Annotated in this window: 30 protein-coding genes, 3 tRNA genes and 1 pseudogene; 10 read left to right on the top strand and 24 right to left on the bottom strand. The window is 69.8% G+C overall.

Annotated features, from left to right (window positions below):
* Window positions 1-527: 527 nt before the first annotated feature.
* The 4 genes from DJ81_RS18145 to mvk form a co-directional block, all read right to left on the bottom strand.
* Entirely contained in the window at window positions 528-869 is a 342-nt protein-coding gene (locus DJ81_RS18145) for a hypothetical protein (protein WP_094526133.1), read from the bottom strand.
* Window positions 866-1,921, bottom strand: a complete 1,056-nt coding sequence (locus DJ81_RS18140) for an Mrp/NBP35 family ATP-binding protein (RefSeq protein WP_094526132.1) — start codon at window positions 1,919-1,921, stop codon at window positions 866-868. The genes DJ81_RS18145 and DJ81_RS18140 overlap by 4 nt, the downstream gene beginning before the upstream one ends.
* A 45-nt stretch (window positions 1,922-1,966) precedes the next feature.
* On the bottom strand, window positions 1,967-2,710 hold the full coding sequence (locus tag DJ81_RS18135; protein ID WP_249269162.1) for an isopentenyl phosphate kinase: 744 nt from the start codon (window positions 2,708-2,710) through the stop codon (window positions 1,967-1,969).
* A gap of 77 nt (window positions 2,711-2,787) precedes the next feature.
* Window positions 2,788-3,840 carry a mevalonate kinase gene (gene mvk / locus DJ81_RS18130; RefSeq protein WP_094523904.1) on the bottom strand — a complete coding sequence of 351 codons (1,053 nt, stop codon included), beginning with the start codon at window positions 3,838-3,840 and terminating at the stop codon, window positions 2,788-2,790.
* Window positions 3,841-3,967: 127 nt separating this feature from the next.
* Between mvk and DJ81_RS18125 the strand changes: the two genes are divergently transcribed.
* Window positions 3,968-4,516: a mechanosensitive ion channel domain-containing protein gene (locus tag DJ81_RS18125; protein ID WP_094523905.1), complete on the top strand. Its 549-nt coding sequence runs from the start codon at window positions 3,968-3,970 to the stop codon at window positions 4,514-4,516.
* Window positions 4,517-4,580: 64 nt separating this feature from the next.
* Entirely contained in the window at window positions 4,581-4,931 is a 351-nt protein-coding gene (locus DJ81_RS18120; protein WP_094526130.1) for a DUF4870 domain-containing protein, read from the top strand.
* Between the two features lie 99 nt (window positions 4,932-5,030).
* Here DJ81_RS18120 and rpsB read toward each other — a convergent pair whose 3' ends face one another.
* The 13 genes from rpsB to DJ81_RS18055 all read right to left on the bottom strand — a co-directional run bounded on the left by rpsB (window position 5,031) and on the right by DJ81_RS18055 (window position 11,251).
* The gene (gene rpsB / locus DJ81_RS18115) at window positions 5,031-5,822 is read right to left on the bottom strand and encodes a 30S ribosomal protein S2 (RefSeq protein ID WP_094590973.1); all 792 of its coding nucleotides are present in this window, start codon (window positions 5,820-5,822) and stop codon (window positions 5,031-5,033) included.
* 16 nt (window positions 5,823-5,838) lie between these two features.
* Window positions 5,839-7,041 (bottom strand): phosphopyruvate hydratase, encoded by a 1,203-nt coding sequence (gene eno, locus DJ81_RS18110; protein ID WP_094523908.1) that lies wholly within the window; start codon window positions 7,039-7,041, stop codon window positions 5,839-5,841.
* Window positions 7,041-7,220: a DNA-directed RNA polymerase subunit K gene (locus DJ81_RS18105; protein ID WP_094523909.1), complete on the bottom strand. Its 180-nt coding sequence runs from the start codon at window positions 7,218-7,220 to the stop codon at window positions 7,041-7,043. The genes eno and DJ81_RS18105 overlap by 1 nt, the downstream gene beginning before the upstream one ends.
* 2 nt (window positions 7,221-7,222) lie before the next feature.
* Window positions 7,223-7,417 carry a DNA-directed RNA polymerase subunit N gene (locus DJ81_RS18100; RefSeq protein WP_094523910.1) on the bottom strand — a complete coding sequence of 65 codons (195 nt, stop codon included), beginning with the start codon at window positions 7,415-7,417 and terminating at the stop codon, window positions 7,223-7,225.
* Between the two features lie 12 nt (window positions 7,418-7,429).
* A complete protein-coding gene (locus DJ81_RS18095) occupies window positions 7,430-7,828 on the bottom strand; it encodes a 30S ribosomal protein S9 (RefSeq protein WP_094523911.1) in 399 nt (132 codons plus the stop codon).
* Complete coding sequence (locus DJ81_RS18090; protein ID WP_094523912.1) at window positions 7,822-8,271, bottom strand: 50S ribosomal protein L13; 450 nt, start codon at window positions 8,269-8,271, stop codon at window positions 7,822-7,824. Before DJ81_RS18090 ends, DJ81_RS18095 begins: the two co-directional genes overlap by 7 nt.
* Window positions 8,268-8,621, bottom strand: a complete 354-nt coding sequence (locus DJ81_RS18085; RefSeq protein ID WP_094523913.1) for a 50S ribosomal protein L18e — start codon at window positions 8,619-8,621, stop codon at window positions 8,268-8,270. The genes DJ81_RS18090 and DJ81_RS18085 overlap by 4 nt, the downstream gene beginning before the upstream one ends.
* Before the next feature lie 39 nt (window positions 8,622-8,660).
* Window positions 8,661-8,745: transfer RNA gene (locus DJ81_RS18080), tRNA-Leu, on the bottom strand.
* Between the two features lie 167 nt (window positions 8,746-8,912).
* A complete protein-coding gene (locus tag DJ81_RS18075) occupies window positions 8,913-9,665 on the bottom strand; it encodes a DNA-directed RNA polymerase subunit D (protein WP_094590971.1) in 753 nt (250 codons plus the stop codon).
* Between the two features lies 1 nt (window position 9,666).
* On the bottom strand, window positions 9,667-10,056 hold the full coding sequence (locus DJ81_RS18070) for a 30S ribosomal protein S11 (RefSeq protein ID WP_004046448.1): 390 nt from the start codon (window positions 10,054-10,056) through the stop codon (window positions 9,667-9,669).
* Window positions 10,057-10,062: 6 nt separating this feature from the next.
* Window positions 10,063-10,590, bottom strand: coding sequence for a 30S ribosomal protein S4 (locus tag DJ81_RS18065; RefSeq protein WP_094523915.1), 528 nt, complete (start codon window positions 10,588-10,590; stop codon window positions 10,063-10,065).
* Window positions 10,587-11,108: a 30S ribosomal protein S13 gene (locus DJ81_RS18060; protein WP_094523916.1), complete on the bottom strand. Its 522-nt coding sequence runs from the start codon at window positions 11,106-11,108 to the stop codon at window positions 10,587-10,589. The genes DJ81_RS18065 and DJ81_RS18060 overlap by 4 nt, the downstream gene beginning before the upstream one ends.
* A 57-nt stretch (window positions 11,109-11,165) precedes the next feature.
* Window positions 11,166-11,251: transfer RNA gene (locus DJ81_RS18055), tRNA-Ser, on the bottom strand.
* Window positions 11,252-11,591: 340 nt separating this feature from the next.
* On the opposite strand from DJ81_RS18055, the gene DJ81_RS18050 reads away from it, so the two are divergent.
* The 6 genes from DJ81_RS18050 to DJ81_RS18025 all read left to right on the top strand — a co-directional run bounded on the left by DJ81_RS18050 (window position 11,592) and on the right by DJ81_RS18025 (window position 16,093).
* The gene (locus DJ81_RS18050; RefSeq protein ID WP_094590969.1) at window positions 11,592-12,632 is read left to right on the top strand and encodes a zinc-binding dehydrogenase; all 1,041 of its coding nucleotides are present in this window, start codon (window positions 11,592-11,594) and stop codon (window positions 12,630-12,632) included.
* Complete coding sequence (locus DJ81_RS18045) at window positions 12,622-12,987, top strand: hypothetical protein (protein WP_094590967.1); 366 nt, start codon at window positions 12,622-12,624, stop codon at window positions 12,985-12,987. The genes DJ81_RS18050 and DJ81_RS18045 overlap by 11 nt, the downstream gene beginning before the upstream one ends.
* 117 nt (window positions 12,988-13,104) lie before the next feature.
* The gene (gene cmk, locus DJ81_RS18040; RefSeq protein ID WP_094526127.1) at window positions 13,105-13,683 is read left to right on the top strand and encodes a (d)CMP kinase; all 579 of its coding nucleotides are present in this window, start codon (window positions 13,105-13,107) and stop codon (window positions 13,681-13,683) included.
* Between the two features lie 24 nt (window positions 13,684-13,707).
* The gene (locus DJ81_RS18035; RefSeq protein WP_094590965.1) at window positions 13,708-14,673 is read left to right on the top strand and encodes an RNA-guided pseudouridylation complex pseudouridine synthase subunit Cbf5; all 966 of its coding nucleotides are present in this window, start codon (window positions 13,708-13,710) and stop codon (window positions 14,671-14,673) included.
* Between the two features lie 22 nt (window positions 14,674-14,695).
* Window positions 14,696-15,976: a succinylglutamate desuccinylase/aspartoacylase family protein gene (locus DJ81_RS18030; RefSeq protein ID WP_094590963.1), complete on the top strand. Its 1,281-nt coding sequence runs from the start codon at window positions 14,696-14,698 to the stop codon at window positions 15,974-15,976.
* Window positions 15,977-16,022: 46 nt separating this feature from the next.
* A tRNA-Pro gene (locus DJ81_RS18025) sits at window positions 16,023-16,093 on the top strand.
* Window positions 16,094-16,142: 49 nt separating this feature from the next.
* Here the strand turns inward: DJ81_RS18025 and DJ81_RS18020 are convergent.
* A pseudogene (locus DJ81_RS18020) lies at window positions 16,143-16,733 on the bottom strand (DsbA family protein); the annotation flags it as partial.
* A 91-nt stretch (window positions 16,734-16,824) separates the two neighbouring features.
* Window positions 16,825-17,661, bottom strand: coding sequence for an alpha/beta fold hydrolase (locus DJ81_RS18015; protein WP_094590961.1), 837 nt, complete (start codon window positions 17,659-17,661; stop codon window positions 16,825-16,827).
* Window positions 17,662-17,834: 173 nt separating this feature from the next.
* On the opposite strand from DJ81_RS18015, the gene DJ81_RS18010 reads away from it, so the two are divergent.
* Window positions 17,835-19,361, top strand: coding sequence for a replication factor C large subunit (locus DJ81_RS18010; RefSeq protein WP_094590959.1), 1,527 nt, complete (start codon window positions 17,835-17,837; stop codon window positions 19,359-19,361).
* 23 nt (window positions 19,362-19,384) lie between these two features.
* Here the strand turns inward: DJ81_RS18010 and DJ81_RS18005 are convergent, their stop codons facing one another.
* On the bottom strand, window positions 19,385-20,488 hold the full coding sequence (locus DJ81_RS18005; protein ID WP_094590957.1) for a HAMP domain-containing sensor histidine kinase: 1,104 nt from the start codon (window positions 20,486-20,488) through the stop codon (window positions 19,385-19,387).
* A 309-nt stretch (window positions 20,489-20,797) separates the two neighbouring features.
* Here DJ81_RS18005 and DJ81_RS18000 point away from each other — a divergent pair, with 309 nt between their 5' ends.
* Window positions 20,798-21,892, top strand: coding sequence for an alcohol dehydrogenase catalytic domain-containing protein (locus DJ81_RS18000; protein ID WP_094526120.1), 1,095 nt, complete (start codon window positions 20,798-20,800; stop codon window positions 21,890-21,892).
* A 24-nt stretch (window positions 21,893-21,916) separates the two neighbouring features.
* Here the strand turns inward: DJ81_RS18000 and DJ81_RS17995 are convergent, their stop codons facing one another.
* Genes DJ81_RS17995 through DJ81_RS17980 form a run of 4 tightly spaced genes read right to left on the bottom strand, consistent with a single transcriptional unit; the run spans window position 21,917 to window position 25,158 of the window.
* Window positions 21,917-22,843, bottom strand: coding sequence for an amino acid ABC transporter permease (locus tag DJ81_RS17995; RefSeq protein ID WP_094526119.1), 927 nt, complete (start codon window positions 22,841-22,843; stop codon window positions 21,917-21,919).
* The gene (locus DJ81_RS17990) at window positions 22,843-23,589 is read right to left on the bottom strand and encodes an amino acid ABC transporter ATP-binding protein (protein ID WP_094590955.1); all 747 of its coding nucleotides are present in this window, start codon (window positions 23,587-23,589) and stop codon (window positions 22,843-22,845) included. Before DJ81_RS17990 ends, DJ81_RS17995 begins: the two co-directional genes overlap by 1 nt.
* Complete coding sequence (locus DJ81_RS17985) at window positions 23,586-24,353, bottom strand: amino acid ABC transporter permease (protein ID WP_094522081.1); 768 nt, start codon at window positions 24,351-24,353, stop codon at window positions 23,586-23,588. The genes DJ81_RS17990 and DJ81_RS17985 overlap by 4 nt, the downstream gene beginning before the upstream one ends.
* Window position 24,354: 1 nt before the next feature.
* Window positions 24,355-25,158 (bottom strand): basic amino acid ABC transporter substrate-binding protein, encoded by an 804-nt coding sequence (locus DJ81_RS17980; protein ID WP_094522080.1) that lies wholly within the window; start codon window positions 25,156-25,158, stop codon window positions 24,355-24,357.
* Window positions 25,159-25,242 lie beyond the last annotated feature (84 nt).

Raw genomic sequence — 25,242 nt, 5'->3', positions numbered from 1 at the left:
GGGGAGGTGTGAGGTGCGGTTGCGGTGCGGGCGGGGTGGGACTCAAAGGGGCAGCCGCGAGGACGGCGCAGGCGTTCACGAGAGCAAAGCTCTCGTGAGCCAATCAGAACGCGAAGCGTTCTGATGACGACGTAAGCACTGGAGGGAGTGAGCGAAGCGAACGACCGAAGCGCGTGGTTCGAGACGCCTCCGGCGTCTCGTCATCGCCGGAAATCAGAGATTTCCGGCTAGCAGTCAGAACGCAGAGCGTTCTGACGACATCACAAAAGGCGCTCCGCGCCTTTCGAACGACAACGAGCGTGCGCCGTCCTCGCGGCTGAGGCTTTGGAGGTGTTCACCGTTGATCCAGTATCAACCGTGTACCGCCGAGTGGCTGAGAATTTCGAGGTTTTCTGCGACAGTCCGGAGTCAATCGTTTATAATCGAGCGGTTGATGATTCGGAGGTCTTCACCACGGCACCCGTAGCTTCCATTTATAAACGATCGACTAAAACCTCTCAGTCGACCGCTCCACTGTCAACTGCCTCCTATCGCTCGATTCCGCCCTGCTCTTTGATCCGCATGATGTGCCGGACGTTCAGGTAGATCTCCTCCGGGGAGGTCTGCTCTTCCGAATCGTACAGGTCCGACACGCGGTAGAGGATCGCCGAGAGCTGCTTGCTCTCTGAGCTGTCGCCGCGTACGTCGGCCGCGACCTCGCGGAGGAACGCGCGGACCTCGTCGTCGTCGGGGAACGCCTCGTCCGCCGCGTCGGCGACCGGGTCCGGGACGACCGGGTCGACGCCGGCGGCGTCGAGGGGGTCGGCGGGGTCGCCGCCCGCCGCGTCCCGTTCCCCGTCGCCGTCCGACTCGCTCCGTTCCCCGCTCATCGCCCTTCGCTCACCCCGCGTCGGCGCACGACGCCGGCGTTGTTCGCGACGTTCTCCACGATCACGCGGAACGCGTCGGCGGTCTCGCCCTCGCCGAGTACCACCGGCTCGCCCTCGTCGCCCCCGGTCCGGACCGCGGGGTCGAGCGGGACGCCGCCTAGGAAGGGGAGCTCGTGCTCCTGCGCCAGCGCCTTCCCGCCGCCGGAGCCGAAGATCTCGTGAAAGCCCCCGCAGTCGGGACAGCGGAACCCGGCCATGTTCTCGGCGATTCCGAGCACGTTCGTGTCGTGTTTGCCGAACATCCGGAGGCCTTTCACCGCGTCGTCGAGCGCGACCTCCTGCGGCGTCGTGACGATCACGGCGCCCGTCAGCGGGAGCGTCTGGAGGATGGTGAGCTGGGTGTCGCCGGTGCCCGGCGGCAGGTCCAACACGACGTAGTCGAGCTCGCCCCACTCGACGTCCTCGACGAGCTGGGTGATGATCTTGTGGACCATCGGCCCGCGCCAGATGACGGGGTCGTCCTCGCCGGTGAGGAAGTCCATGCTCATCAGCTTCACGCCGAAGCGCTCGGGCGGAACGATCGTCTCCCCGTCGGTCTGCGGGCGCTCCTCGGCCGACACCATCCGCGGGACGTTCGGCCCGTACACGTCGGCGTCGAAGAGCCCGACGCGCGCGCCGAGCTCCGAGAGCCCCGCGGCGACGTTCACGGCCATCGTCGACTTGCCGACGCCGCCCTTCCCGGAGGCGACCGCGATCACGTTCTTCACGCCCGGAAGAACCTGCTCGTCCGCGTCCAGTTCGTCCGGGATCGACGCCGAGAGGTCCACCTCGAACCCCGTGTCGGCGAGCGCGTCCCGGACGTCCTCGGCGATCGCCGACTCATGCGGCGAGAAGGGAGCGCCGAGCGCCAGCGACACGTGGACCGTGCCGCCGGCCCCGTCCGCCTCGGTCTCGACGGCCACGTCGTTCACGAGACCGAGCGAGACGATGTCGTCCCCGAGGTCGGGGTCCTCCACGCCCGCGAGCCGCTCCCGCACGTCCGCTTCGTTCATGCCCGGAGGGAGGGCGGTGGGGCGAATAAGGGTTCTGTCACCCGATCAGTCGACCCGCGTGCCGGCGTCCTCGCCGCGCAGAAACGGCGACAGCCCGTCGGCGCCGAACACGTACGCCGGCGCGTCGAGCGCCAAGAGCTCCCGCACCTTCGCCGCCATACCTCCGGAGACGTCGGTCGCGTCGCTCGCCCCGAGCGCGTCGGCGACCGCCTCGAAAGAGTCGATCGCGGGGATCACGTCGCCGTCGTCGTCGAGGACGCCCGGAACGGTCGAGCAGACGCCGACCCGTCGCGCGCAGAGCCCCGAAGCGAGCTCGACCACCAGCTCGTCGCCGGAGACGACGGTGACCCCCTCGCCGGCGGTCGCGACGCCGTCGCCGTGAAGCACCGGGACGAACCCCTCGTCGAGCAGCGTCGCGGTCGAGCCGAGCGGCAGGTCGAGGTCGCCCTCGACCCCCTCGGGGCGGGCCGAGAGCGACAGCGGGTGGACCGGCACCGCGGGCACGTCGCGGTCGCGGAGCCGGTCGAGGACCGCCCCGTTTAGCGTCTTCATCGCGCCGTGGACTTCGGCCACCGCCGCCGGATCGCGGGTCCCCTCGCTCGTCGACACGCCGTGCTCGCTGGCGCGGTGGTGGCCGAAGCTCCCGCCGCCGTGGACGACGACGAGCCGGTCGACCGCCCCGTCGGCGAGGGCGTCGGCGACCGCGTCGCAGGCGGCCGCGAGCGCGTCGTCGTCGAGCGTCTCGGGCCGGTCCTTCTCAGTGATCAGGCTCCCGCCCAGCTTGAGCACGACGGGAGGCGCGGCGCCGTCGGAGACGCCGGCGGCGACGTCTCTTCCGTCCGCCTCGGTCGCCTCGCGGTCTGCGGTCACGGCTCCACCACACGAACGCCCTCGGTCGCCAACTCCGCGCGGAACGCGTCCTCGCAGCCCTGCGTGAACGAGAGCGCCGTCTCGGTAGCGTCGCTCTCGTCGAGCGCGACGATGCAGCCGCCGCCGCCCGCGCCCGTGAGCTTCGCCCCGTGCGCGCCCGCGTTCCGGGCGGCCCACACCATCGAGTCGAGCGACCGCGCCGAGACGCCGAGCGCGGAGAGCAGGCCGTGATTGAAGTCCATCAGCTCGCCGAGCTCCGCGAGCAGCTCCGCCGGCGGCTCGGCGTCGCCGGTCGGCTCCGAGCCGGAGCCGGGCGCGCCCTCGGCGACGGCGTCTGCCAGTAGCGCCTCACCGGTCCGGACGACGTCGCCGATCGACTCGACGGTGTCGGCGGCGAAGCCGTACTCCTCGCGGAGCTCGCCGACGCCGGCCACGAGCTCGCCGGTGTCGCCGGCGCCGCCGTCGAAGCCGACGACGAACGGGAGGTTCGGCGCCTCGATCGGCTCGCAGTCGTCGCCCTCGACGCGGACCGCGCCGCCCATCGTCGAGCAGAAGGTGTCGGCGCGGGAGGCCTGCCCGTCCTGCACCTCGTGCTCGGCGCGGTACGCGCGGTCGGCCAGCTCGCGGCGGTCGATCGGCTCCCCGAGCGCCCGCGTCGCGGCGTCGATGCCGGCGACGACGACGGCCGCGGAGGAGCCGAGCCCCGCCCCGAGCGGGATGTCGCTCTCGACCGTGATGTCGAAGCCGGCGTCCGGCGCGTCGGCCGCGTCCCGGGCCTGCCGCACCGCGGCGTCGACGTACCCCATCGCGGCCTCGACCAGCGGCGTCGGCACGTCGACGTCGGGGTGGTCGCCGGTGCCGCCGGAGTACTCCACCGTGAACCCGTTTAGCGAGAGGTCCTCGGCCTCGACGCGGACGTGGTCGTCCGACCGCGGTTCGGCGGTCACCGCGGCGCGTCGCTCGATCGCGGCCGGCACGGCCGGCTCGCCGTAGACGACGGCGTGTTCGCCGAAGAGGTACACCTTCCCCGGCGCTTCACAGACGGTCATACGAATCCCCTCTCTCCGGGGGCATACAGGCGTTGCGTTTGTCGGGTCGGCGTCCGGGCCCGCGGAGGCGAGACGGCGGGAGCCCCCTCCCGCCAGCTTTTCAGCATCGGCCCCCGTCGCGTTCGTCATGGCGCAGATACCGTCGCTGCTCGCGCGGTCGGTCACGAACTTCGTCGACGGCGTGGCCGTCGCGATTCCGCGGCTGCTGTCGGGACTGATCTTCCTCGCGCTGGCGTACGCGACGGTGCGGGTCGTCCTCTCGCTCGTCCGGACCTCGATCGATCGGATCTACGTCGGTGACCGCGAGCTCGTCGGCGACCTCATCACCACGCTCGTGGCGGTCTTCCTGTGGTTCGGCGTCGCGCTGACGTTCCTGAAGGTCGTCGGCATGGGGGATATCGCGGCGAGCCTCGGCACCGCCGTCGGCTTCATCGCGCTCGGCGTCTCCTACGCGCTCTCCGAGATGATCGAGGACACCGTCGCAGGCGTCTATCTCCTCCGCGACCCCGACTTCAACGTGGGATACCGCGTCGAAGCGAAGGGCGTGGCCGGAACGGTCGCGGCCATCGAGCTCCGGAAGACCCGGATCGACACGGACGACGGGGACCGAATCGTGATGGCCAACCGGGAGATAGAGCCGCGCTGGACCCACGACGTGCCCGACGGGGAGCAGTAGTTTCGCGGTCCGGGCGAAGGATATTCACCCAATACTTATCAATTCTGTCTGAGATATCTGCGGTATGTCATCCCAAGTAGATGCGAGCGCCGAGGAAACGGTCGACGGAGACACGACACTCGCCGCGCTTTCGCACGCGTCGGCGCTGGTCGCCTCGTTCTTGGGGCCGCTGCTGTTCTTAGTGCTCGCGGACGACGACGACGAACTCGTCAAGCAGAACGCGAAGAACTCGCTCAACTTCCAGATCGTCGTCTTCATCGCGATGATCGTCTCGGGGCTGTTGACGGTCGTGCTCGTCGGCTTCCTGCTCCTCCCGTTGATCGGACTGCTCGACCTCGTGTTGGTCATTATGGCCACGCTGAAGGCCAACGAAGGGCAGGTGTACTCGTACCCGTACACGCCGAACATCGTCTGAAGACCGCGGAACCCCTCTTTTACCGCGATAGCAACGGAGAAAGCGACGGCTCTGCGCTTTCGAAACGTCTTAAAAGTCGAACTCGACGTCGAAGACCGGTTACAGCTCGTCCTCGAAGTCGTCGAGGGCGAAGACGGTGTCGGCGCCGCGGCGGTCGAGCGTCTCGTTGGCGAGCAGCCAATAGACGACCGACAGCGCGCGTCGACCCTTGTTGTTCGTCGGGATGACGAGGTCGACGTTCGACAGCTGGTTGTTGGAGTCGCACATTGCGATGACCGGGATGCCGACGGTGATGGCCTCCTTGACGGCCTGCGCGTCGCCGATCGGGTCGGTCACCACGACGACGTCCGGTTCGATGTAGCCGGCGTAGTCGGGGTTCGTCAGCGTGCCGGGGATGAAGCGTCCCGTGCGGGCGCGGGCGCCGATGGCGTCCGCGAACTTCTCGGCCGGGAACCGGCCGTACTGCCGCGAGGACGTGACGAGGATCTGCTCCGGGTCGTAGTTGGAGAGGAAGTCCGCCGCGGTGCGGATCCGTTGGTCCGTCGTGCTCACGTCGAGCACGTACAGCCCGTCGTCGCGGACGCGGTGGATGAACCGCTCCATGTCCTTCGTCTTCTGCTGGGTCCCGATGTGGACACCGGCGGAGAGGTAGTCCTCGACGGGGATCAGCAGGTCGACGTCGTCGTCGGGCATGACGTCGTCGTCGAACGGGGAGGCCTCCTCCTCGTCCGCCTCGTCGCCCTCGTCGGTCTCGGCGTCGGCGGGTGCCCCGTCGGCAGCCGCGTCGGCGGTCGGTTCCTCGGTCGTGTCGGCCTCCTCCTCGACCGCCGCGTCGACCGCCTCGGTCTCCGCGTCGTCGTCGAGTTCGACCGCGTCGTTTTCTTCGCTCATGCGTGGTGTGGGCCCGTCATACCGCGTCGTCCGCGATGCGGACCAGTTCGTTCAGCTTGGCGGTTCGCTCGCCGCCGACCGTGCCGGTCTTGATGAACCCGGCGTCGGTCGCCACGGCGAGGTGTGCGATGGTCGTGTCTTCCGTCTCGCCCGAGCGGTGGGAGATGACGGTCTCGTACCCGTTGCGGGCGGCGAGCTCGACCGCGTCGAACGCGTCCGACAGCGTCCCGATCTGGTTCGGCTTGATCAGGATGCTGTTGGCCGCGCCCGCGTCGATCCCCTCCTGGAGGCGCTCGACGTTGGTGACGAACAGGTCGTCGCCGCAGATCAGCGTCCGGTCGCCGACCCGGTCGGTCAGCTCCGCGAACGCCTCGTAGTCGTTCTCGTCGAGGGGGTCCTCGACGTACGCGAGGTCGTACTCGTCGACGAGGCCGGCGACGTACTCGACCTGCTCGTCGGTCGACTTGGTCTCGTCGCCGTACACGTACGCCTCGGAGTCGTCGTCGTACAGCTCGGCGGCGGCCATGTCGAGGCCGAAGCGGATCTCGAAGCCCACCTCGTCCTCGACCAGTTCGACCGCCTCTTCGACGACCTCGAACGCCTCCGCGTCCGAGATCGGGGGCGCCCACGCGCCCTCGTCGCCCTTCGCCGCGGGCACGCCGCGCTCGTCGAGCACGTCCGCGACCGCCGCGTGGACCGCGGCGTTCGCGAAGACGGCCTCCGAGACGCTCGGCGCGCCGACGGGGGCCGCGAGGAACTCCTGGATGTGGGTCGCCTCCTTGGCGTGCTCCCCGCCGCCGACGACGTTGCCGAGCGGGACCGGGAAGTTGCCGCCGCGGAACGCGCCCCCGAGGTGCTGGTACAGCGGCGCACCGAGCACGTCGGCGGCGGCCTTCGCGGTCGCCATCGAGATCGCGACGGCGCTGTTGGCGCCGATCGCGGAGAAGTCGTCCGTGCCGTCGGCCGCGCGGAGCGCGGCGTCGACGGCGCGCTGGTCGCCCGCGTACAGCCCCTCGAGACGGGGGACAGCGTGTTCGCGGGCCTTCGCGATCGACTCGCTCGCGGGGAGCTCGATCGCCTCGTACTCGCCGGTGGACGCCCCGCTGGGCGCCGCGCCGCGGCCGAAGCCGCCGGACTCGGTGAGCACGTCGGCCTCGACCGTGGCGTTCCCGCGGGAGTCGAGCACGCGACGCAGCGAGACGCTGGTGATGCGGGTCATCAGTTGGACTCCCTCCGGACCGTGAACGGGAGCACGCCCGCGTCGTACTCCTCCGCGGCGACGAGGATGGGCTCCGTCTGGTCCGTGTCGATCAGCACGGGCGCCCCGTACGACACCTGCAGCGCTCGCGCGCCGAGGATGCGTGCCTTCTCGTATCGATTGTATCGCTGTGTTGACATTGTTACTGGTACGGGGAGACGACGTCGACGAGGTCGCGATGGCTGACCATCATCCGGCGGCAGCAGTGCCGGTCGACCCCGAGTTCGTCGAGCACGTCGCCCGGGTCCTCTTCGCCCTCGCGGGCGCGCTCCTTGAACTCCTCCCAGTGTTCACCGATGACGTTGCCGCACGTGAAGCACCGGACGGGAATCATCATGACTGGATCACCTCAGCGGTAGGACTTCTGGTAGCGGGCACGCGCGCCGGGTCCGCCCCACTTCTTGGGTTCGGACTGGCGCACGTCGTTGACCAGCAGCGTGCGGTCGAAGCTCATGTACGCGTCGCGCAGCTCGGCGTCGCCGAGGTGCTGGACGAGACCGCGCGCGATGGCGGTCCGCGTCGCGTCGGCCTGGCCGCTGAAGCCGCCGCCCTCGACGTTGATGTCGATGTCGACGCCGTCGCGGAGCTCCTCGCCCGCGATGCGGAACGGCTCCAGCATCTTGAGCCGCGCCTGTTCCGGTTCCACCAGCTCGACTGGCTGGGAGTTGATACGAACGCGACCCTCGCCGTCGCGCACGGTGGCGCGGGCGACGGCCGTCTTCTTCTTGCCTGAGGTGTTAGTTACCATGTGACGTTGGCTCCCAGAGACTCGGAGATCTCCCCGAGCGTCGTGAACTTGATGTTCGAGAGGCGGTCGAGCGAGGTGCCGTCGAGGACGACGGTCTCGGCGTCCTCGTCGCGTTCGTAGGGGTTGCCCACGTAGACGCGGACGTTCGAGAACGCCTCGCGGCCGTCCTCCGTCTTGTACGGCAGCATGCCGCGGATGGCGCGCTTGAAGATCCGGTCGGGGCGCTTGGGGTAGTACGGCCCGCTGTCGGAGCCGAGCTCCGCGCGGGTGTGGTACGTCTCCATCGTCGCCTCTTCGTTGCCGGTGATGACCGCGTGTTCGGCGTTGACGACGGCGACCGTCTCGCCGTCGAGGACGCGCTGGGCGACCTTCGACGAGACGCGGCCGAGGATGCAGTCGCGGGCGTCGACGACGACGTCCGCGTCTATCTTCGCGAGACTCATCGGATCACCCGGACGTCGCTCCCTTCGGGGTTCTGTTGTACGAACTGTTCTAGCGACACCGCTTCGCCGGCCTGATCGATCTTCGTGCGGGCGGTGCCCGAGAAGTCGACGGCGGCGACGGTGACGTTCTTTTCGAGCACACCGCTGCCCAGCACCTTGCCGGGGACGACGACCGTCTCGTCTTCCTGAGCGTACCGTTCGATGCGGCCCAGGTTGACCTCAGCGTGCGTGCGCCGTGGCTTCTCCAGTCGGTCGGCGACGTCCTGCCACACGTTGGCACCGGAGTCGCGCGAGACCGACTTCAGATCGGCGATGAGGTTCTGTAGTTTCGGATTCGTCTTGCTACTCATAGCTGTCCCTCCTGAAGTGGAGAGTTAGTGAAAACGGAGTGCAGGGAGCAGGATTTGAACCTGCGGACCTCTACAGGACAGCGCCCTGAACGCTGCGCCGTTGGCCTGACTTGGCTATCCCTGCGTGCACTCCTGCGTAACCCGGCTCCCTTCAAACCACTTTCGGTCCCGCCGTCGGAACGACCCGACTCGAGTCCGAGGCGATCCGACGCGGCGTCGGATCGGGCAGCGGCGCCGCGGCTCCGTGCAGGGGCGAGCGCCGGCCGCGTGGTCTGAAGGTCCGTCATTACGTTAGACCGCGACTTTCGTCTGTAGTTCGTCCGCGCGCTCCTCGATGGAGTCGATCGCGCGGAGCAGCAGTTCCTCGACGCTGAACGACCCGTCCGTCTCGATGTGGAAGACGAACGCGCCGGGGACGTCCTCGATCGCGACCTCCTTGCCGGGGAACCGCTCCGAGAGGTCGTTGTCGAACTCGTCGGTGAGCTCTATCGAACCGTCGGGCGCCTCGATGACGCCGCGGAGGATCCGCGGCTCGTCGTCGTCGAACTCGCCGAGGTCGCCCTCGACCGAGACGCGCTGGAGGTGGCGATAGCCGACGGAGACGCCGCCCTGGTGTTTGGCGTGCTCCTTGCCGGTGTTCAGCACCGCGTCCGCCTCGAACTCCAGCCGCTGTCCCTCCTTCAACTCGATGATCGGCACGTTCTCGTCGGCGACTCCGACGAGCGGGTCCGCGCTCTCGATGTCGCCGGAGTACGCCGTCCCCGGTCCCTCGACGTCGAGCGCGAGGGTGACCTCGTCGCCGACCTCGAAGTCGTCGAGCGGCGTCGTCAGGGGCACCAGACCCAGCCGAAGCCCGATCATCTCGTCGAACATGACGGAGGAGTTCTCGACGAACCGGACGGTGTCGATCGAGAACGTCGGGACGTCGGCGATCATCGCGCGGCGGATGCCGTTCGCGAACGCCGGGGTGAGCCCGCCGATAAGCACCCGCGCGCTGCGTTCGTCCCGTTCGACGTACTGGACGTCGAAGTCGTCTTCCGTCATGTCAGACTCGCTTGTTCTTTGGCGCCTTCGTCCCGTCGTGCGGGATGGGCGTGACGTCCTCGATCCGGCCGATCTCGACGCCCGCTCGCGAGAGCGCGCGGATCGTCGCCTGCGCACCGGGACCGGTGGACTTGTTGAGGTTGCCGCCGGGGCCGCGCACGCGAACGTGCACGCCCTCCAAGCCGGCGTCCTTGACGCGCTCGGCGACGACCTCCGCCATCTGCATGGCGGCGTACGGCGACGCCTCGTCGCGGTTCTGCTTCACCACGGTGCCGCCGGACGACTTGGCGATCGTCTCGGCGCCCGTCTCGTCGGTGACCGTGATGAGCGTGTTGTTGAACGACGCGTACACGTGGGCGATGCCCCACTTTCCGTCCTCGGATTCACTCATGATTGGTTACTCCTGTGACTCCGCGCGCTCGGGGTGGAGATCGTCCGCGAGCGGGCTCGTCTCGTCGAAGGCGATGGCGCCTTCGTCGTCCACGTCGACCTTCACCGAGGGACGCGTGACGCGAGCGCCGTTGACGGTGATGTGGCCGTGGACGATGAACTGGCGGGCCTGCTGCGTCGAGGACGCGAACCCCTGCCGGTAGGCGACCGTCTGGAGACGGCGCTCGAGCAGGTCGGTCACGTCCAGCGAGAGGACCGCGGAGATGTCGTCGTTGTCGCTGAGGATACCGATGCGGCGGAGTCGCGCAACGAACTCCGCACCGGCATCCTGGGCGACGTCGACGTCACCCTGGGCCTCGCCGAGCAGGCGACGCGCCTCGCGTCGCATGCTGCGCAGCTCGGACTGGGCGCGCCAGAACTCCTCTTTGTTCTTCAGGCCGTACCGCGAGAGGAGGTCGGACTCCTCGGCGATGCGCTCGCCCTGGTACGGATGATTCGGCGTCTCGTAGCCCTTCGTGTTCTTACCGGTGCTCATTCCTCGTCACCCGCTTCGTCTTCCGCCATCTCCTCGCGGATCTCCTCGACGTTGACGCCGATGGTGCCCTCGGACCGACCCGTGGACTTCGTGCGCTGGCCGCGTACCTTCTGGCCGCGCTTGTGGCGAACGCCCTTGTACGATTCGATGACTTTCATCCGGTTGATGTCGTGACGGCGCTTCTCCTGGACGTCGGTGCCGACCAGGTGCGTCGTCTCTCCGGAGTAGAAGTCGTTCTGTCTGTTCGTCATCCACGACGGGACGTGGTCTTCGAGGTTCTCGGCGATGTCGACCACCGCGTCGATGTCGCCCTCGTCGAGGAGACCGAACGTGGCGTTGCGATCCACGTCGGCCTTCTCGGCGACCAGCCGCGCCGTGCGCGTGCCGATGCCGTCGAGTTCGGACAGGCTTCGCTCGACCGTCTTCGTCCCGTCGAGGTCCGCGCCCCCGATCCGGACGAAGTACTGGAGGTCTTCCTCCTCCTCCGGCGAGTCGTCCTGTGATTCTTCCGTGCTCATGTGTTGGTTGTGGTGAGCCCTACCGGCGCGAATCCGGCGGTGCTCGGTCCGTTCGAGCGTTGCGGCGGGGATTCGAACCCCGGAGGCAGTGACGCCACAGAGTTAGCAACCCTGCGCCTTGGGCCAGGCTTGGCTACCGCAACTCGCGTCGTATCGTCGCCCTCGTGGACTCGGGACCCGGCGCCCCTGCAGTTCGTGCATCCGTACGGTCCCGCCTTCGCTACTTAAACATCACGGAAGGGCGGAGCGAATGCGCCCGGTTCGCACGGGTGTGAGAGGGTATCACGGTGGAACGGGGAGTCGCCGAGTCTGTCGCGGTCGGGCGGCTCCTTCCGGTCGCGACCGTGCGGCACCGTCCAGTGGAGATTGTGCGGCACCGTCCGGTGGAGATTGTGCGGCACCGTCCGGTGGAGGTCGTCGACCGCGCGCCCCGGGGGTTCCGTTTGGCGTACTGTTTAGTGGATGCCGCGGGTGCATCGACGCATGAAGGCCGTCCAGTTCGGTTCCCACGGCGACCGCGACGTGATCGAGTACGGCGAGTTCCCCGACCCGGAGCCCGACCGCGGCGAGGTCGTCGTCGACGTCAAGGCGGGCGCGCTCAATCACCTCGACATCTGGACCCGTCGCGGCCTGCCCGGTGTCGACCTGGAGATGCCCCACATTCCCGGCAGCGACGCGGCCGGCGTCGTCGAGGCGGTCGGCGAGGGCGTGACGCGGTTCGAGCCCGGCGACCGCGTCGCCGTGAGCGCCGGCGTCTCCTGCGGCGAGTGCGAGTTCTGCCGCCACGGTGAGGAGTCGCTGTGCCCCTCGTTCCACATCATCGGGGAGCACGTCCGGGGCGTCCACGCCGAGAAGGCGACCGTCCCGAGCGAGAACCTGGTCCCCGTCCCCTCGGGCGTCGACTGGGAGGTCGCCGGCTCCGCCTCGCTCGTCTTCCAGACCGCCTGGCGGATGCTCCAGACCCGCGCGGACATCGAGGCGGGAGAGAAGGTGCTCGTGCTCGGCGCCTCAGGGGGCGTCGGCCACGCCGCGGTCCAGATCGCCGACCACGCGGGCTGTGAGGTGTTCGCGACCGCCTCCAGCGAGGAGAAGCTCTCGCACGCCGAGGCGTGCGGCGCCGATCACGTCATCGACTACGAGGCGAACGACTTCGCCGAGGAGATCGCGGAGCTCACCGGCCGCCGGGGCGTCGACGTCGTCGTCGACCACGTCGGCGAGGCGACCTACCCGAACTCCCTGAAGTCGATGGCGAAGGGCGGCCGGCTGGTCACCTGCGGGGCGACGACCGGACCGAACCCCGACGCGGGGCTCAACCGCATCTTCTGGAACCAGCTCTCCGTCATCGGGTCGACGATGGCGACGCCCGGCGAGGTCGATGACGTCCTCGAACTCGTCTGGGACGGCACCTTCGAGCCGGCCGTCCGCGAGACGCTTCCGATGAGCGAGGCCGCGCGCGCCCACGAGATGATAGAGAACCGTGAGGGCTTTGGCAAAGTAGTGATTAAACCGGACAGTGAGCTCTGAGACCGACGCGGACGGGAGCACGGGCGGCTACGTCCACGTCCCCGACTCCGAGACCGACGGCGAGAGCGACGGCGCCGTCGGCACCGCCGACCCCGCCGCGTCGGAACCGGGCGCGGACGATCCGGGGACCGACGAGCCGACCGCCGACGGCTTCGGCCGACGGGGATGGGCGCTGACAGCCGTGCTGTTCACCTGCGTCCTCGTCATCCCCGGCGTCATCTACCTCTACCCGTACGCCGCGGGCTGGTTCGGGCTCCCATTCTTCGCGACGTACCTCGCGCTCCCGCTCGTCCCCGCGGTCCTGCTCGGGCTGGTCGCCGTCTGGTCGATGACCGCGGCGACGCGAGACCGGTAGCGATCGCCGACACCCGCCGCGGAACCGACGGCGCGACAGGCCGCAACCGACGGCGCACCGGCCCGCCGGCGAGCGCCGAACGACAACCGTTTTGAACGACACCCGCGCAGTAGCGATATGTTGATCACCGTCTCCGGCCCGCCGGGCAGCGGGAAGAGCACGAACGCCGTGGGACTCGCCGATCGGCTCGGCCTGGAGCACGTGTCCGGCGGCGACATCTTCCGCGAGATGGCGGCCGACCGCGACATGACGCCGGTCGAGTTCAACGAGTTCGCGGAGGAGGACCCGCAGTTCGACCGCAAGCTCGACCGGCGCCTCCGGGAGATCGCGACGACCCGCGACGAGTTGGTCCTGGAGTCGCGGCTCGCCGGGTGGCTCGCCGCCGATCACGCCGACTTCCGGTTCTGGTTCGACGCCCCGCTCTCGGTCCGCGCCGAGCGGATCGCCGACCGGGAGTCGAAGCCCGTCGACCGCGCGAGGACCGAGACGAGGCGTCGCGAGGACTCCGAACGCAAACGGTACGGGGAGTTCTACGGCATCGACATCGACGACCTCTCCATCTACGACGCCGCGTACAACACCGCCCGCTGGAGCCCCGACAGCTTCCTCGACGTGCTCGTCGCCACCGTCGAGGCGTACGACCCCGATGACGACGAGGGGAAGGCGCCCATCGAGGGCGTGACCTACGACTTCTGAGCCGCGACCGCACGCAATCTCCCAATGACCGACACAGCCGACGACACACCCGATCCCGCGGACGACCCCCTTCGGGCACCGCCCGGCGAGCGCACGGTGCCCGAGCTGCTCCGATTCGGCGTCGTCAACGTCGACAAACCCGCAGGCCCGTCTTCCCACCAGCTCTCGGCGTGGGTGCGCGACGCGATCAACGACGCCCTCGCCGCGCTCGATCCCGAGGGCGAGCCGATCGACGGCGTCGCCCACGCCGGCACCCTCGACCCGAAGGTCACCGGCTGTCTGCCGACGCTCACCGGCGACGCGACGAGGGCGGCGCAGGTCTTCTTGGAGGGGACGAAAGAGTACGTCGCCGTCCTCGAGCTCCACGGGTCGCCCCCGAGCGACTTCCGCGAGGTCGTCGGCGAGTTCGAGGCGCAGATCTACCAGAAGCCGCCGCGGAAGAGCGCCGTGACCCGCCGGCTCAGGACTCGAACGATCCACGACCTCGACGTCCTCGAAGTCCGGGACCCGCAGGCGCTCCTCCGGATCCGGTGTGAGTCGGGGACGTACGTCCGGAAGCTGTGTCACGATGTCGGCCTCGCGACGGGAGTGGGCGCCCACATGGGCCACCTCCGCCGGACCGCCACCGACCCGTTCGACGACGGCGACCTCCACGCGCTCCAGGACCTCGTCGACGGCCTCGCGTGGGCTCGTGAGGGCGACGAGTCGCTGCTCCGCGAAGTCGTCCGGCCGGCGGAGGACGCCCTGGTCCACCTCCCGTCGGTGACGGTCGCGCCGTCGGCCGCGCGGAACGTCGCCACCGGCGCGCCGGTGTACGCGCCCGGAGTTATCGGAGGGGACGAGAGCGCGGTTTCGACGGGCGAACGCGGCGACCCGCCGCTCGTCGCGTGCCACACGCCCGACGGCGTCGCGGTCTGTCTCGGCCGGCTCGTCGGCGACCCCGACGCCGAGTCCGGCGTCGTCGTCTCGCTGGAACGCGTGCTTTTATAATCGCGCCGTCGCGGGTCGGGGTATGGACGAGAGCGAAGGGAGCGAGCCCGACGGCGACGTTTCCGAGGACGGCGACTCCGGCGAGCGCGGCGGTCGATCGGTCTCCCTCGGCACCGCGAGCGCCGCCCCGGGCGAGGTCGCCCGCGGGTGGTTCGAGGTCGCGGAGCTGCCGACGGGCGCCGCCGAGCGGCTCCCGGTCGTCGTCGCGAACGGGTCGGGAGACGGGCCCGTGCTGTGGCTCACCGGCGGCGTCCACGGCGACGAGGCGACCGGCGTCGCCGTCGTGCAGGACGCCATCGCGACGCTCGCAGAGGACGCCCTCGCGGCGCTCGCCGGCGCGGTCGTCGCGGTGCCGGTCGTCTCGCCCGCCGGTCTCAGACGGAACTCGCGCCACACGTACTACGACGACGAGGACCCGAACCGTCACTTCCCGGACGCCGACGCGGAGTCCGCGCGGCCGCCGAAGCTACAGGAGCGGATCGACGCCAGGCTGTACGCCGCGATCACGGGCGAGACGGTCGAGGGCGCCGTCGAGGGTCCGGCGAGCGCGGGCCGCGACGGGTCGGACCGCGAGCCGGTCGACCCCCCGGTCGCGGAGCCCGCGGGAACGGGCGTCGTCGCCGACGCCCTGATCGACTGTCACACCGCGGGCGTCGCCAGCGAACCGTTCGCGATCCGCGACCGCGTGCTGTACGGGGAGCGCCGCAGCGAGGACGACGCGGTCGCGCTCTCGGACGAGCTCGGGCGGCTCGTCGACGCCTTCGGCTTCCCGACGCTGCGCGAGTACCCGGCCGCGGAGTACGTCGAGGAGAACCTGCAGCGCTCGACCGCGGGCGCCGTGCTCAACGAGGCCGGAATCCCGGCGTTCACCGCGGAACTCGGCGCGCACAGCGTCGTCGACGACGCGCTCGTCGAGGCCGGCGTCGCGGGGGTGTTCGCGGTCGCGGTCGAGATGGGGATCCTCGCGGCCGAGGACGTTCCGGACTCCGTGGGGAGGCCGATCGACCGCCCCACCCCCGCGCCGGTCGAGTTCCCGGTCCGTCGCTTCCGCGGCCCGACGACCGACGTCTCCGGGCTGATCCGTCACCGCGTCGCCGCGGGCGACGCGTTCGCCGAGGGCGACGTCCTCGCCGACGTGGTCTCGGCGACCGGTGAGCGCCGCGGGACCGTCCGCGCCGACCGCGACGGCTACGTGCTCGGCCGCGCCGAGGGATTGGCGGTCTACGAGGGCGACCCGATCGGGAACCTCGCGGTACGCGACGACGGCGACCTCGTGGTCCCGCGCGAGGACGACGACGAGTGAAGCGAAGTCCTTAATTACCGCACTCTCATTTCTCCGCGTGCAGACAGGGACCGTGGGGTAGTGGTATCCTATGCGGATGGGGTCCGTATGACCTGAGTTCGACTCTCAGCGGTCCCACTTCGACTTCTCAAACAGTTAGCGGCGCCGCTGTCGCCGAGAGGCCCTCTCAGACCCCTTCCACGAGCCGGTCCAGCTGTTCGGGCGGCACCGCGCCCCGGGTCGTGCGTCCGTCGTACCTGAACGTCGGGACGCCGGAGACCGCCGCGTCCCGCGCGTCGGAGAAGTCGCTCCGGAGCCGGTCGCGCCGCTCCTCGTCGGCGATCGCGGTCCGTATTTCGTCGGCGTCCAGCCCCGCGTCCTCGGCGAGGTCGGCCAGCACGTCGGCGTCGCCGATGTCCCGTCCGTCTACCCAGAGCGCCTCGTCGAAGTCGGGCCACCGGTCCCGGCGCTCCTCGCTCACGTACAGCGAGGCGACCTGCGCGTCGAACGAGTCCACGCGCTCGGGGAGGTCGTCGAGGTCGAGCATCGCCTCGGCGTCGTACCGATCTCGGAGGCGGTCCACGTCCCGTCGGACCCGCTCGAAGTACTCGTCGTCTTTCCCGTCGTCGATCGAGTGGATGACCTCGCCATCGGGACCGCGCCTGTGCCCCCGGCGGTCGTACGGGTGCCAGTCGATATCGAGATCGCGCTCCCGCGTCTCCCGGTACGCCGCCAAGGACCGGCGGCCGAGGTAGCAGAACGGACAGACGTAATCCGACTAGATCGTGACGACGGCCTCGTCCGAACTCATTACCGCGGGCGGTCGGGTGCCGACTGAATTCCGGTACCGGAGGGTCCGACCGGACCCGTTACGACAGGAAGTCGGTCAGGTGCTCGGTGAACGCCGCGGGCCGGTCCTCCGGGACCCAGTGGTTGGCCTCGAGGCCGACGAGTTCGCAGGAGTCGATATCGGCTTCGAGCCGCTCGGCCCACTCGATCGGCTGGAACTCGTCTTCCGTCCCCCACAACAGGAGCGTGTCGGCGGTCACGTCTCGGGGGTCGATCTCCGTCGTGTGGCTGGTGTTCGTCGCGCTCGCGTTGCGGACGACGCTCGTGACGCCCTCCTCGCTGGCCCACGGCGCCGTCATTCCCTCGAGGAACGCCTCGTCGTGGTCGTCGCCGAGGAGCGTGTCCCGAAACAGCGCGTCGAGCATCCCCTGCAGCTCCTCAACGCTCGTCTCCCGTGCCGTCTCGGGGAGGCCGAGGTCGGTGATCGTCCCGATCGGCCACGAGTCGTAGGCGACGGAGTTCGACAGCACCAGCCGGTCGACGGCGTCCGGGGTCCGCACCGCGTAGCGCAGCCCGACGCCGCCGCCGAGGTCGTGGCCGACGAAGTCGATCGCGTCGAACCCGAGTTCGTCGACGAGCCCGCGGACTGCGAGCTCTTGGGCGCGGATCGACCGGTCGAAACCGTCGCGCATCGCCGACCCGCCGTAGCCGATCATGTCCGGTGCGATCGCGCGCCGCTCGGTCGCGATCGCCTCGAACTGGTCGCGGAAGAGGTACGATTTCGTCGGGATCCCGTGGAGGAACACGACCGGATCCCCCGTCCCCTCGTCTCGGTACGCCATCTCGACCTCGTGGTCGTCGACCGCGACGGTCGTCCGCTCCTGTGCGTCCGTCCAGTCGGCGTACGTCGTCGTCATCGCGGTTTCACCTCCGTGGGGGTTCGGCCCAATGGGAGAAATGCGTGGTGCGTAGTAGCAGCGATACGCACAACCGAGCGGAGCGCGAGCGGGGACGCCGTCGCCCCGGGGAAGCGCCCACCGCCTCCCACCGCTCCGGAACCACTAAACGCCGCACCGACCTACCGCGGGTAATGGCTGATTGGACGGAGAAGTACCGCCCGAGCACCCTCTCGGAGGTCCGCGGCAACGACAAGGCCCGCGACGCGTTCGCGGAGTGGGCTCGCTCGTGGGACGACCACCGCGAGGCCGTCGTGCTCCACGGGAGCCCGGGCGTCGGGAAGACGAGCGCGGCCCACGCGCTGGCGAGCGACATGGGCTGGGAGACGGTCGAACTGAACGCCTCGGACCAGCGCACCGCCGACGTCATCGAGCGCTTCGCGGGGCGGGCCGCCCGCAACGCCACCCTCGGCGGGAGCGCGGCCGGCGGCGGCGCGACCGGCGGGGACACGGCCTCCCGCCAGCTCGTCATCCTCGACGAGGCCGACAACATCCACGGCAACTACGACCGCGGCGGCGCCTCGGCGATCACGAAGCTCGTCAAGGAGTCGGGCCAGCCGATCGTCCTCATCGCCAACGACTACTACGACATGGCGCGCGGGCTGCGCGACGCCACTCAAGAGATCGAGTTCCGCGACGTCTCCGCGCGCTCCATCGTCCCCGTCCTCCGCGACGTCTGTCGCAAGGAGGGAATCGAGTTCGAGTCCGACGCGCTCGAGCGGATCGCCGAGCGGAACCGCGGCGACCTCCGCGGCGCGATCAACGACCTGCAGGCGGCCACGGAGGGGCGGGACTCGATCGCGATCGAAGACGTGGTCACCGGCGACCGCGACAAGGCGCTCGGGCTGTTCCCGTTCCTCGACGCGGTCCTCAAAGAGGAGTCGGCGGAGGAGGCGCTGCAGTCGGCGTACGCCGTCGACGAGACCCCCGACGACCTCACGAAGTGGATCGAGAACAACGTCCTCGACGTGTACGAGCCGTCGGAGGCGGTCCGGGCGTACGACTTCCTCGCGAACGCCGACGTGTGGCTGGGTCGCGTGCGCGCCACGCAGAACTACACCTACTGGCGCTACGCGACCGACAACGCGGCCGCCGGGGTCGCCGCCGCCCGCGACGGGGAGAAGGGCGGGTGGACCCGCTACGGTCGCCCGCAGTTCTGGAGCTCCTCGGACGCGACCGCCGACGAGGTGGTCGGACAGATCGCGGCCGCCAGCGGCTGCAGTATCGCCACCGCTCGCCGCGAGGTGCTCCCCTTCTTGCAGACGGTCACGCACCACTGCAAGCCGCGCGAGCTGACGGTCGCGATGGCGGCGGCCTACGACCTCGACGAGGCGGGCGTCGCCTTCGTCACCGGCTCCGGCGAGTCGACCAACAAGGTCGCGTCGATCGTCGAGGACGCGCAGGCGCTCCGCGAGGATCGGATGGAGGACCACGCCGAAGGCGCGTTCGCCGGCGGCGCGCGGGCGGCGGAGGCCGACGACGCCGACGCGGGGGCCGCCGGCGACGCCGCCGCCGAAGGGCCGGCCCCCGGCGCGAGCGGCGGGACCACTGACGACGCGGCCGGGGGCGACCCAGTCGACGCCGGCGACGCCGGCGACGCGGACGGCGGCGACGGAGACGAAGAGGACGACGGACAGGCCGGGCTGAGCGACTTCTTCTGAGCACGCCGTCGCCGCTCGCGGCGCTACGTCGGCGGCGAGCCGCCCGGTTCGGTGGCGACGCTCTCCCGGTCCGACTCCGTCGAGTCGACCTCGTCGACGCTCTCCACGCCCGCGAACTCGAACCGCGCCCCGCCCGCTCGGCCCTCGGTCACGGACACCGACCAGCCGTGGGCCTCCGCGATCCGTTCGACGATCGCGAGCCCGAACCCGGTGCCGTCGTCAGCCGTCGTGTGGCCGGGCTCGAAGACGGACTCGCGCTCCGAGGGTTCGATTCCGGGGCCGTCGTCCGCGACGTAGAACCCGTCCGAGAGAACCCCGACGAGGATTCGGAGCGACCCGTCCGCCGGTTCGACGCTCCCGCTCGTCGCGTCGCCGACGTCCGCGTCGCCCTCGCCGGACACCTCGCCGGGCGAGCAGTCGTCGGACGCCCCGTGTTCGATCGCGTTGCGGAAGAGGTTCTCCAACGCCTGTCGGAGTCGGCTCCGGTCGCACTCGACCGTCGGAAGCGGGTCCTCGACGACGAGCGCGGCCTCGGGGCCGGCTCCGACCGTCCGCCACGCGGCGTCCACGACCGCCCGGAGGTCGACCGTCGCGGTCTCCTCGACGGTGTGTCCCTCGCGGGCGAGCGCCAGGAGGTCGGAGATGAGGTCGTCCATCCAGTCCAGCGCGTCGTGGGCTCGGTCGAGTCGCTCGTCGGCCGCCTCGCCCTCGAACTCCTTCGCCAGTTCGACGTTCCCGACGGCGACCGAGAGCGGGTTCCGGAGATCGTGGGAGACGACGCTGGCGAACTCCTCCAGGCGCTCGCGCTGTCGCTCCAGCCGGCGGCGACGCTCGTCTCCCTCGCCGGCGGGGAGGAGGTAGCCGACGACGTCGCCGTCCCCGTCGCGGCGTCCGCACTCCCGGACCCACAGGGGGCCGTCGCCGGTCGCGAGGCGGTATGTGACGTCGACGTCCCCGCCGTCGAGCGCCGACCGGAGGCGCTGACGGTCCGCCTCGGCCGTCGCCTCCAACCAGTCGGTCCGTGGGAGGGCGTCGAGGTCCAGCCGCGGCTCGCCGCCGGCTTCGACGACGAATCGGTCCGGATCGCCGTTGGGGCGTCGATAGGCGACGCCCGGTCGGCGCTCCATCGGTAGTGGCACGTTTCGATCGCTATCGTATAGGATATTAAACCTTACTTAACTATCAGTTGTCTGACTGTCGGTATCAATCTCGGTTCGTATGAAATCAAGGCGTAACGTGGCGAAAATAGCATTTTACCCCGATTTATTGACATCCGCAGCAAGCAGATCGGACTTTTATATCAAGTAGAAAATGCGTGTCTGACGGTGTAAATCGGGGGTATCCGGGGCTATCCGAGCCGACCCGAGGCGCCGCCCCCGGTTCGGGGCTATCCGAGGCCGGGAGGGTTTACCACGCTCCGTCTCCTCTCGGCGGCTATGCGCGCGGCGATCCTTCGCGAGTACGGCGAACCGCTGGCGGTCCGCGAGGTGCCCGCCCCCGAACCCGGACCCGACGAGGCGGTGGTCCGCGTGGCGGCCTGCGGCGTCTGTCGGAGCGACTGGCACGCCTGGATGGGCCACGGCGAGTGGGCCGACGACCGCGTCCCGCGCGGCCAGGTGCTCGGCCACGAACCCGCGGGCGAGGTGGTCGCAGTCGGATCGTCCGTCGACCGCTTCGAGCCCGGCGACCGCGTCGTCGTCCCCTTCTCGCTCGGCGACGCCACCTGCCCGTACTGCCGCCGGGGCGCCGGCAACGTCTGCGCCGACGGGCGGGCGCTCGGCTTCGAGGCGGCCGCGCCGGGCTCGTTCGCGGAGCGGGTCGCCGTCCCCGCCGCCGACTACAACCTCGTCGAGCGCCCCCCGTGGCTCGACGCGACCGCCGCGGCCGCGCTCGGCTGCCGGTACATGACCGCCTACCACGCGCTCGCCGAACGGGCGGGGCTGTCCGGCGGCGACGCCCTCGCGGTCCACGGCTGCGGCGGGGTCGGGCTCTCGGCGGTCCAGATCGGCGACGCCCTCGGCGCCCGCGTCGTCGCCGTCGACGTCGACGACGACGCGCTCTCGCTCGCGAGCGACATCGGCGCCGACGCCCTCGTGAACGCGGCCGACGCTCCCGACGCCCCCGACGCCGAGGCCGACGACTCCGTCCCGGACCGGGTCAGGGACCTCACTGACGGCGGCGCCGACGTCTCCGTCGACGCGCTCGGGATCGCCGAGACCTGCCGCAACTCGGTCCGCTCCGTTCGGCCCCGCGGGACCCACGTCCAGGTGGGACTGACCACCGAGGCCGAGCGCGGCGAGGTGTCGCTCCCGACCGACTGGATGACCCGCTGGGAGGTGTCGTTCGTCGGTTCTCGTGGCATGCCGCCGACGAGCTACGACGACCTGTTCGCGCTCGTCGAGGCGACCGATGTCGACCCCGGCGCGCTCGTGAGCGACGAGATCGCGCTCTCTGCGGTCTCGGACCGGCTCGCCGCGCTCGGCGAGTACGACGTGCACGGGGTCGAGGTCGTCACCGACTTCGAGGGGTAGGCCGTGCGCGCGGCCGTCAGCGCCTCACTCCTCCCGTTCGACGCCCAGCCCGGGAATGGCGACCGCTCCCTCGACGCGAGCCATCAGCTTCGACGCGGTGAGCACGAGCGCGAGGTACGTCACGCCGGTCACGACGAAGATGAGCGTGTACCGGAACGTCTCGGAGGCGATCTGGTCGGCCCGGTAGTACAGCTCCGGGACCGTGATGAACGCCGCCAGCGACGAGTACTTGATCAGGTAGACGAACTCGTTGGTCCACGACGGGATCGCGTAGCGGAGCCCCTGCGGGAGCACCACGTAGTAGATCGTCTCCAGCTTCGAGAGCCCGATCGCGCGGCCGGCAGTGATCTGGCCCTCCTCGACGCTCTCTAAGGCGCCGCGGATGTACTCCGCCTGGTAGGCGGCGCCGTTGAGCGTGAACCCGAGGATCGCCACCCACACCACGTTCCGCGGGAAGACGCCCGAGAGCGCGCCGGGAACGTAGCTCGCGAGGTTGAGCCCGTAGTAGAGCACGAACAGCTGGGCCAGCAGGGGCGTCCCGCGCAGCAGCTCGGTGTACCCGAGCGAGAGCCACGAGGAGAACCGACCGTACACCCGCGCCACGGCCAGCGGGACGGCGATGAAGAACCCGAGGACGAGGCTCACGGCGGTGATAACGACCGTGAGCCACGTCCCCCGCGCGAGGTCCGGGGAGAGCTCCACGACGAACGCGGCGTCGCTCGCGTAGGCCGCGAGCCCGGGGAGCGCGGCGAGCGTCGCCTCCACCGCTCCCGCCGGAACGAGCGGCTGCCCGACCGGAACGAGAACGCCGCCGAGCCACCGGTTGACCCAGCTGACGACGAGCCAACCCCAGAACAGCGCGCCGGCGGCGACGAGGAGGAGCCGACCGACCGAGCGGTCGGCGTCGGCCACGCGTTCCCGGACCGTCGCGGGTCTCGTCGCGCTCGCCATCAGTCGTGACTCTCTATCCGTTCGAGGAAGCGGCCGGTCCGCTCCTTCTCGGGTCGTTCGAACAGCTGTTCGGGCGGCCCGCGCTCGACGACGTGGCCCTCGTCGAGGAACACGATCTCGTCGGCCACCTCGCGGGCGAAGCTCATCTCGTGGGTGACGACGAGCATCGTCATCCCCTCGTCGACGAGCCCGTGCATCACCTCCAGCACCTCGCCGATGAGCTCCGGGTCCAGCGCGCTCGTCGGCTCGTCGAACAGCATCAGCTTCGGCTCCATCGCCAGCGCGCGGGCGATGCCGACCCGCTGCTGCTGCCCCCCGGACAGCTCGGCGGGGTAGGAGTCCATCTGGTCGGCGAGCCCGACGCGGTCGAGCTGCGCGGCCGCCCGTTCCCGGGATTCGGACTCAGAGAGCCCGAGCACCCGGCGGGGACCGAGCGCGACGTTGCCGCGCGCGGTTAAGTGCGCGAACAGGTTGAACCCCTGGAACACCATGCCGACCTCTCTGCGGAGGTCGTCGACGTCGATGTCCGGCGAGAGCACCTCTTCCCCGTCGAGCCGGATCGACCCCTCCTGCGCCTCGGCGAGCCGGTTGACGCAACGCAGCATCGTCGACTTGCCGGAGCCGGACGGGCCGATGAGGACGGTCACGTCGCCGCGGTCCATCTCGAAGGAGACGTCGTGGAGCACCTGATCGTCGCCGTACCACTTCGAGACGTCGGTCACGCCGAGGAAGTCGCCGTCACTCACGCCGACTCACCCTCCGGGATCGCGTAGCGGGTGCCGAGGTAATCGAGCGCGCGGTTCGTCGTGAACGTGAGGACGAAGTAGATGGCACTGATGAAGAGGATGACTTCGAGCACCGCGGTCGTCTGCTCCGAGAACAGGTCGTACCCCCGGGTCAACAGCTCCGCGAGCCCGATCGCGAAGACGATGCTCGTGTCTTTCAACACGATCGTGAACTCGTTTTGGAAGCCCGGGATCGACCGGCGCAGGGCCTGCGGAACGACGACGTACCGGACGGCCTCGAACCGCGAGAGCCCGATCGAGCGGCCGGCCTCCAGCTGGCCGGCATCGACGCTCGACAGCGCCGCACGGAAGATCTGCGACTGGTAGGCCGCGCTGCGGAGGCCGAGCCCGAGTATCCCGGCGGTGACCGCGGAGGATATCGAGGCGACCCCGAGGTTGATCTGCGGGACGCCGACGACGAAGTACATCACGATGAGGATCACGACGATAGGCGTTCCTCGGAGGACGATCCCCGCGGCGTTGACCGCCCGTTCGAGGTAGCCGTCGCCGTACACCTCGACCGCGCCCGCCGGGAAGCCGACGAGGAAGCCGAGGAGGATCGAGGCGAATGTGAGCCCGATCGTCAACAGCGCGCCGACGCCGAGGTAGTCCGCGTTCCTGAAGACGAACTCCCAGTCGGCGGCCTCGCCGACGAACGGCCAGTTTAGGGCCGCGGCGCCGAGGCTCTCGACCGCGGCGAGCGCGAGCGTCCCCGCGGCAGACATCCTACTCTTGCCCGAACCAGGTGTTGGTTATCTCCTCGTACGTGCCGTCCTCCTGTACGGTCGCGAGGCCGTCGTTCAGCGCCGACTGGAGCTCCGACTCGCCCTGACGGAGGCCGAACCCGAACCGCTCGCCGGTCTCCTCGACGAACGCGACCGTCACGTCGCGGTTGGCCGCGAACGTCTCGGCGACCGGGTTGTCGACGACGACGGCGTCGATGTTGCCGTTTTCGAGGTCCTCGACGGCGAGGACGTAGCTGCCGTACGTACTGGCGTCGTCCTCGGCGATGACCCCCGGTTCGACGAGGTTCGACTGCACCTGGTCGGCACCGGTCGTCCCGGACTGCGCGCCCACGCTGACGCCCTCGAAGTCCTCCCAGCCCGACGGCTGGAAGTCGCCGCCGTCGCGCACGAGGATCGCCTGGTCCGACTCCCAGTACGGGTCGGAGAAGGCGATCGTCTCCCGACGCTCGTCGTTGATCGTCATCGCCGCCGCGATCACGTCGATCTCCTCGTTCTGCGTGAGCGCCGGGATGAGCGAGCTGAACTCGAAGGTGGCCCACTCGCCGATCTCGTACTCGGTCTCTTCGACGACCGCCTCGAGCAGATCGATGTCGAACCCGACGAGCTCGCCGTCCTGCTGCATCTCGAACGGCGGGAACCCCGGCGCGGTACCGGGCGTGATCGTGGTGCCGCTTCCGCCGTCGCCGAGGCACCCGGCGACGCCGGACAGCCCGACTGCGCTGGCGCCGCCGGTCAGCTTCAGATACGTCCGACGACTCACGTCGGTCTCCGTTCGATGTGACATACCGGTGTGAGAACGGGGACTGATTTCAACCTTTCCTCCGCGAGCGGGACGCCTCGTCCGCCGTCGGCCGAGTCCCGCCCGATC

Source organism: Halorubrum sp. Hd13 (genome assembly GCF_002252755.1).
GTDB lineage: Archaea > Halobacteriota > Halobacteria > Halobacteriales > Haloferacaceae > Halorubrum.
Note: the sequence above shows the minus strand (reverse complement) of the source record. Positions and strands in the feature narration are given on the sequence as shown.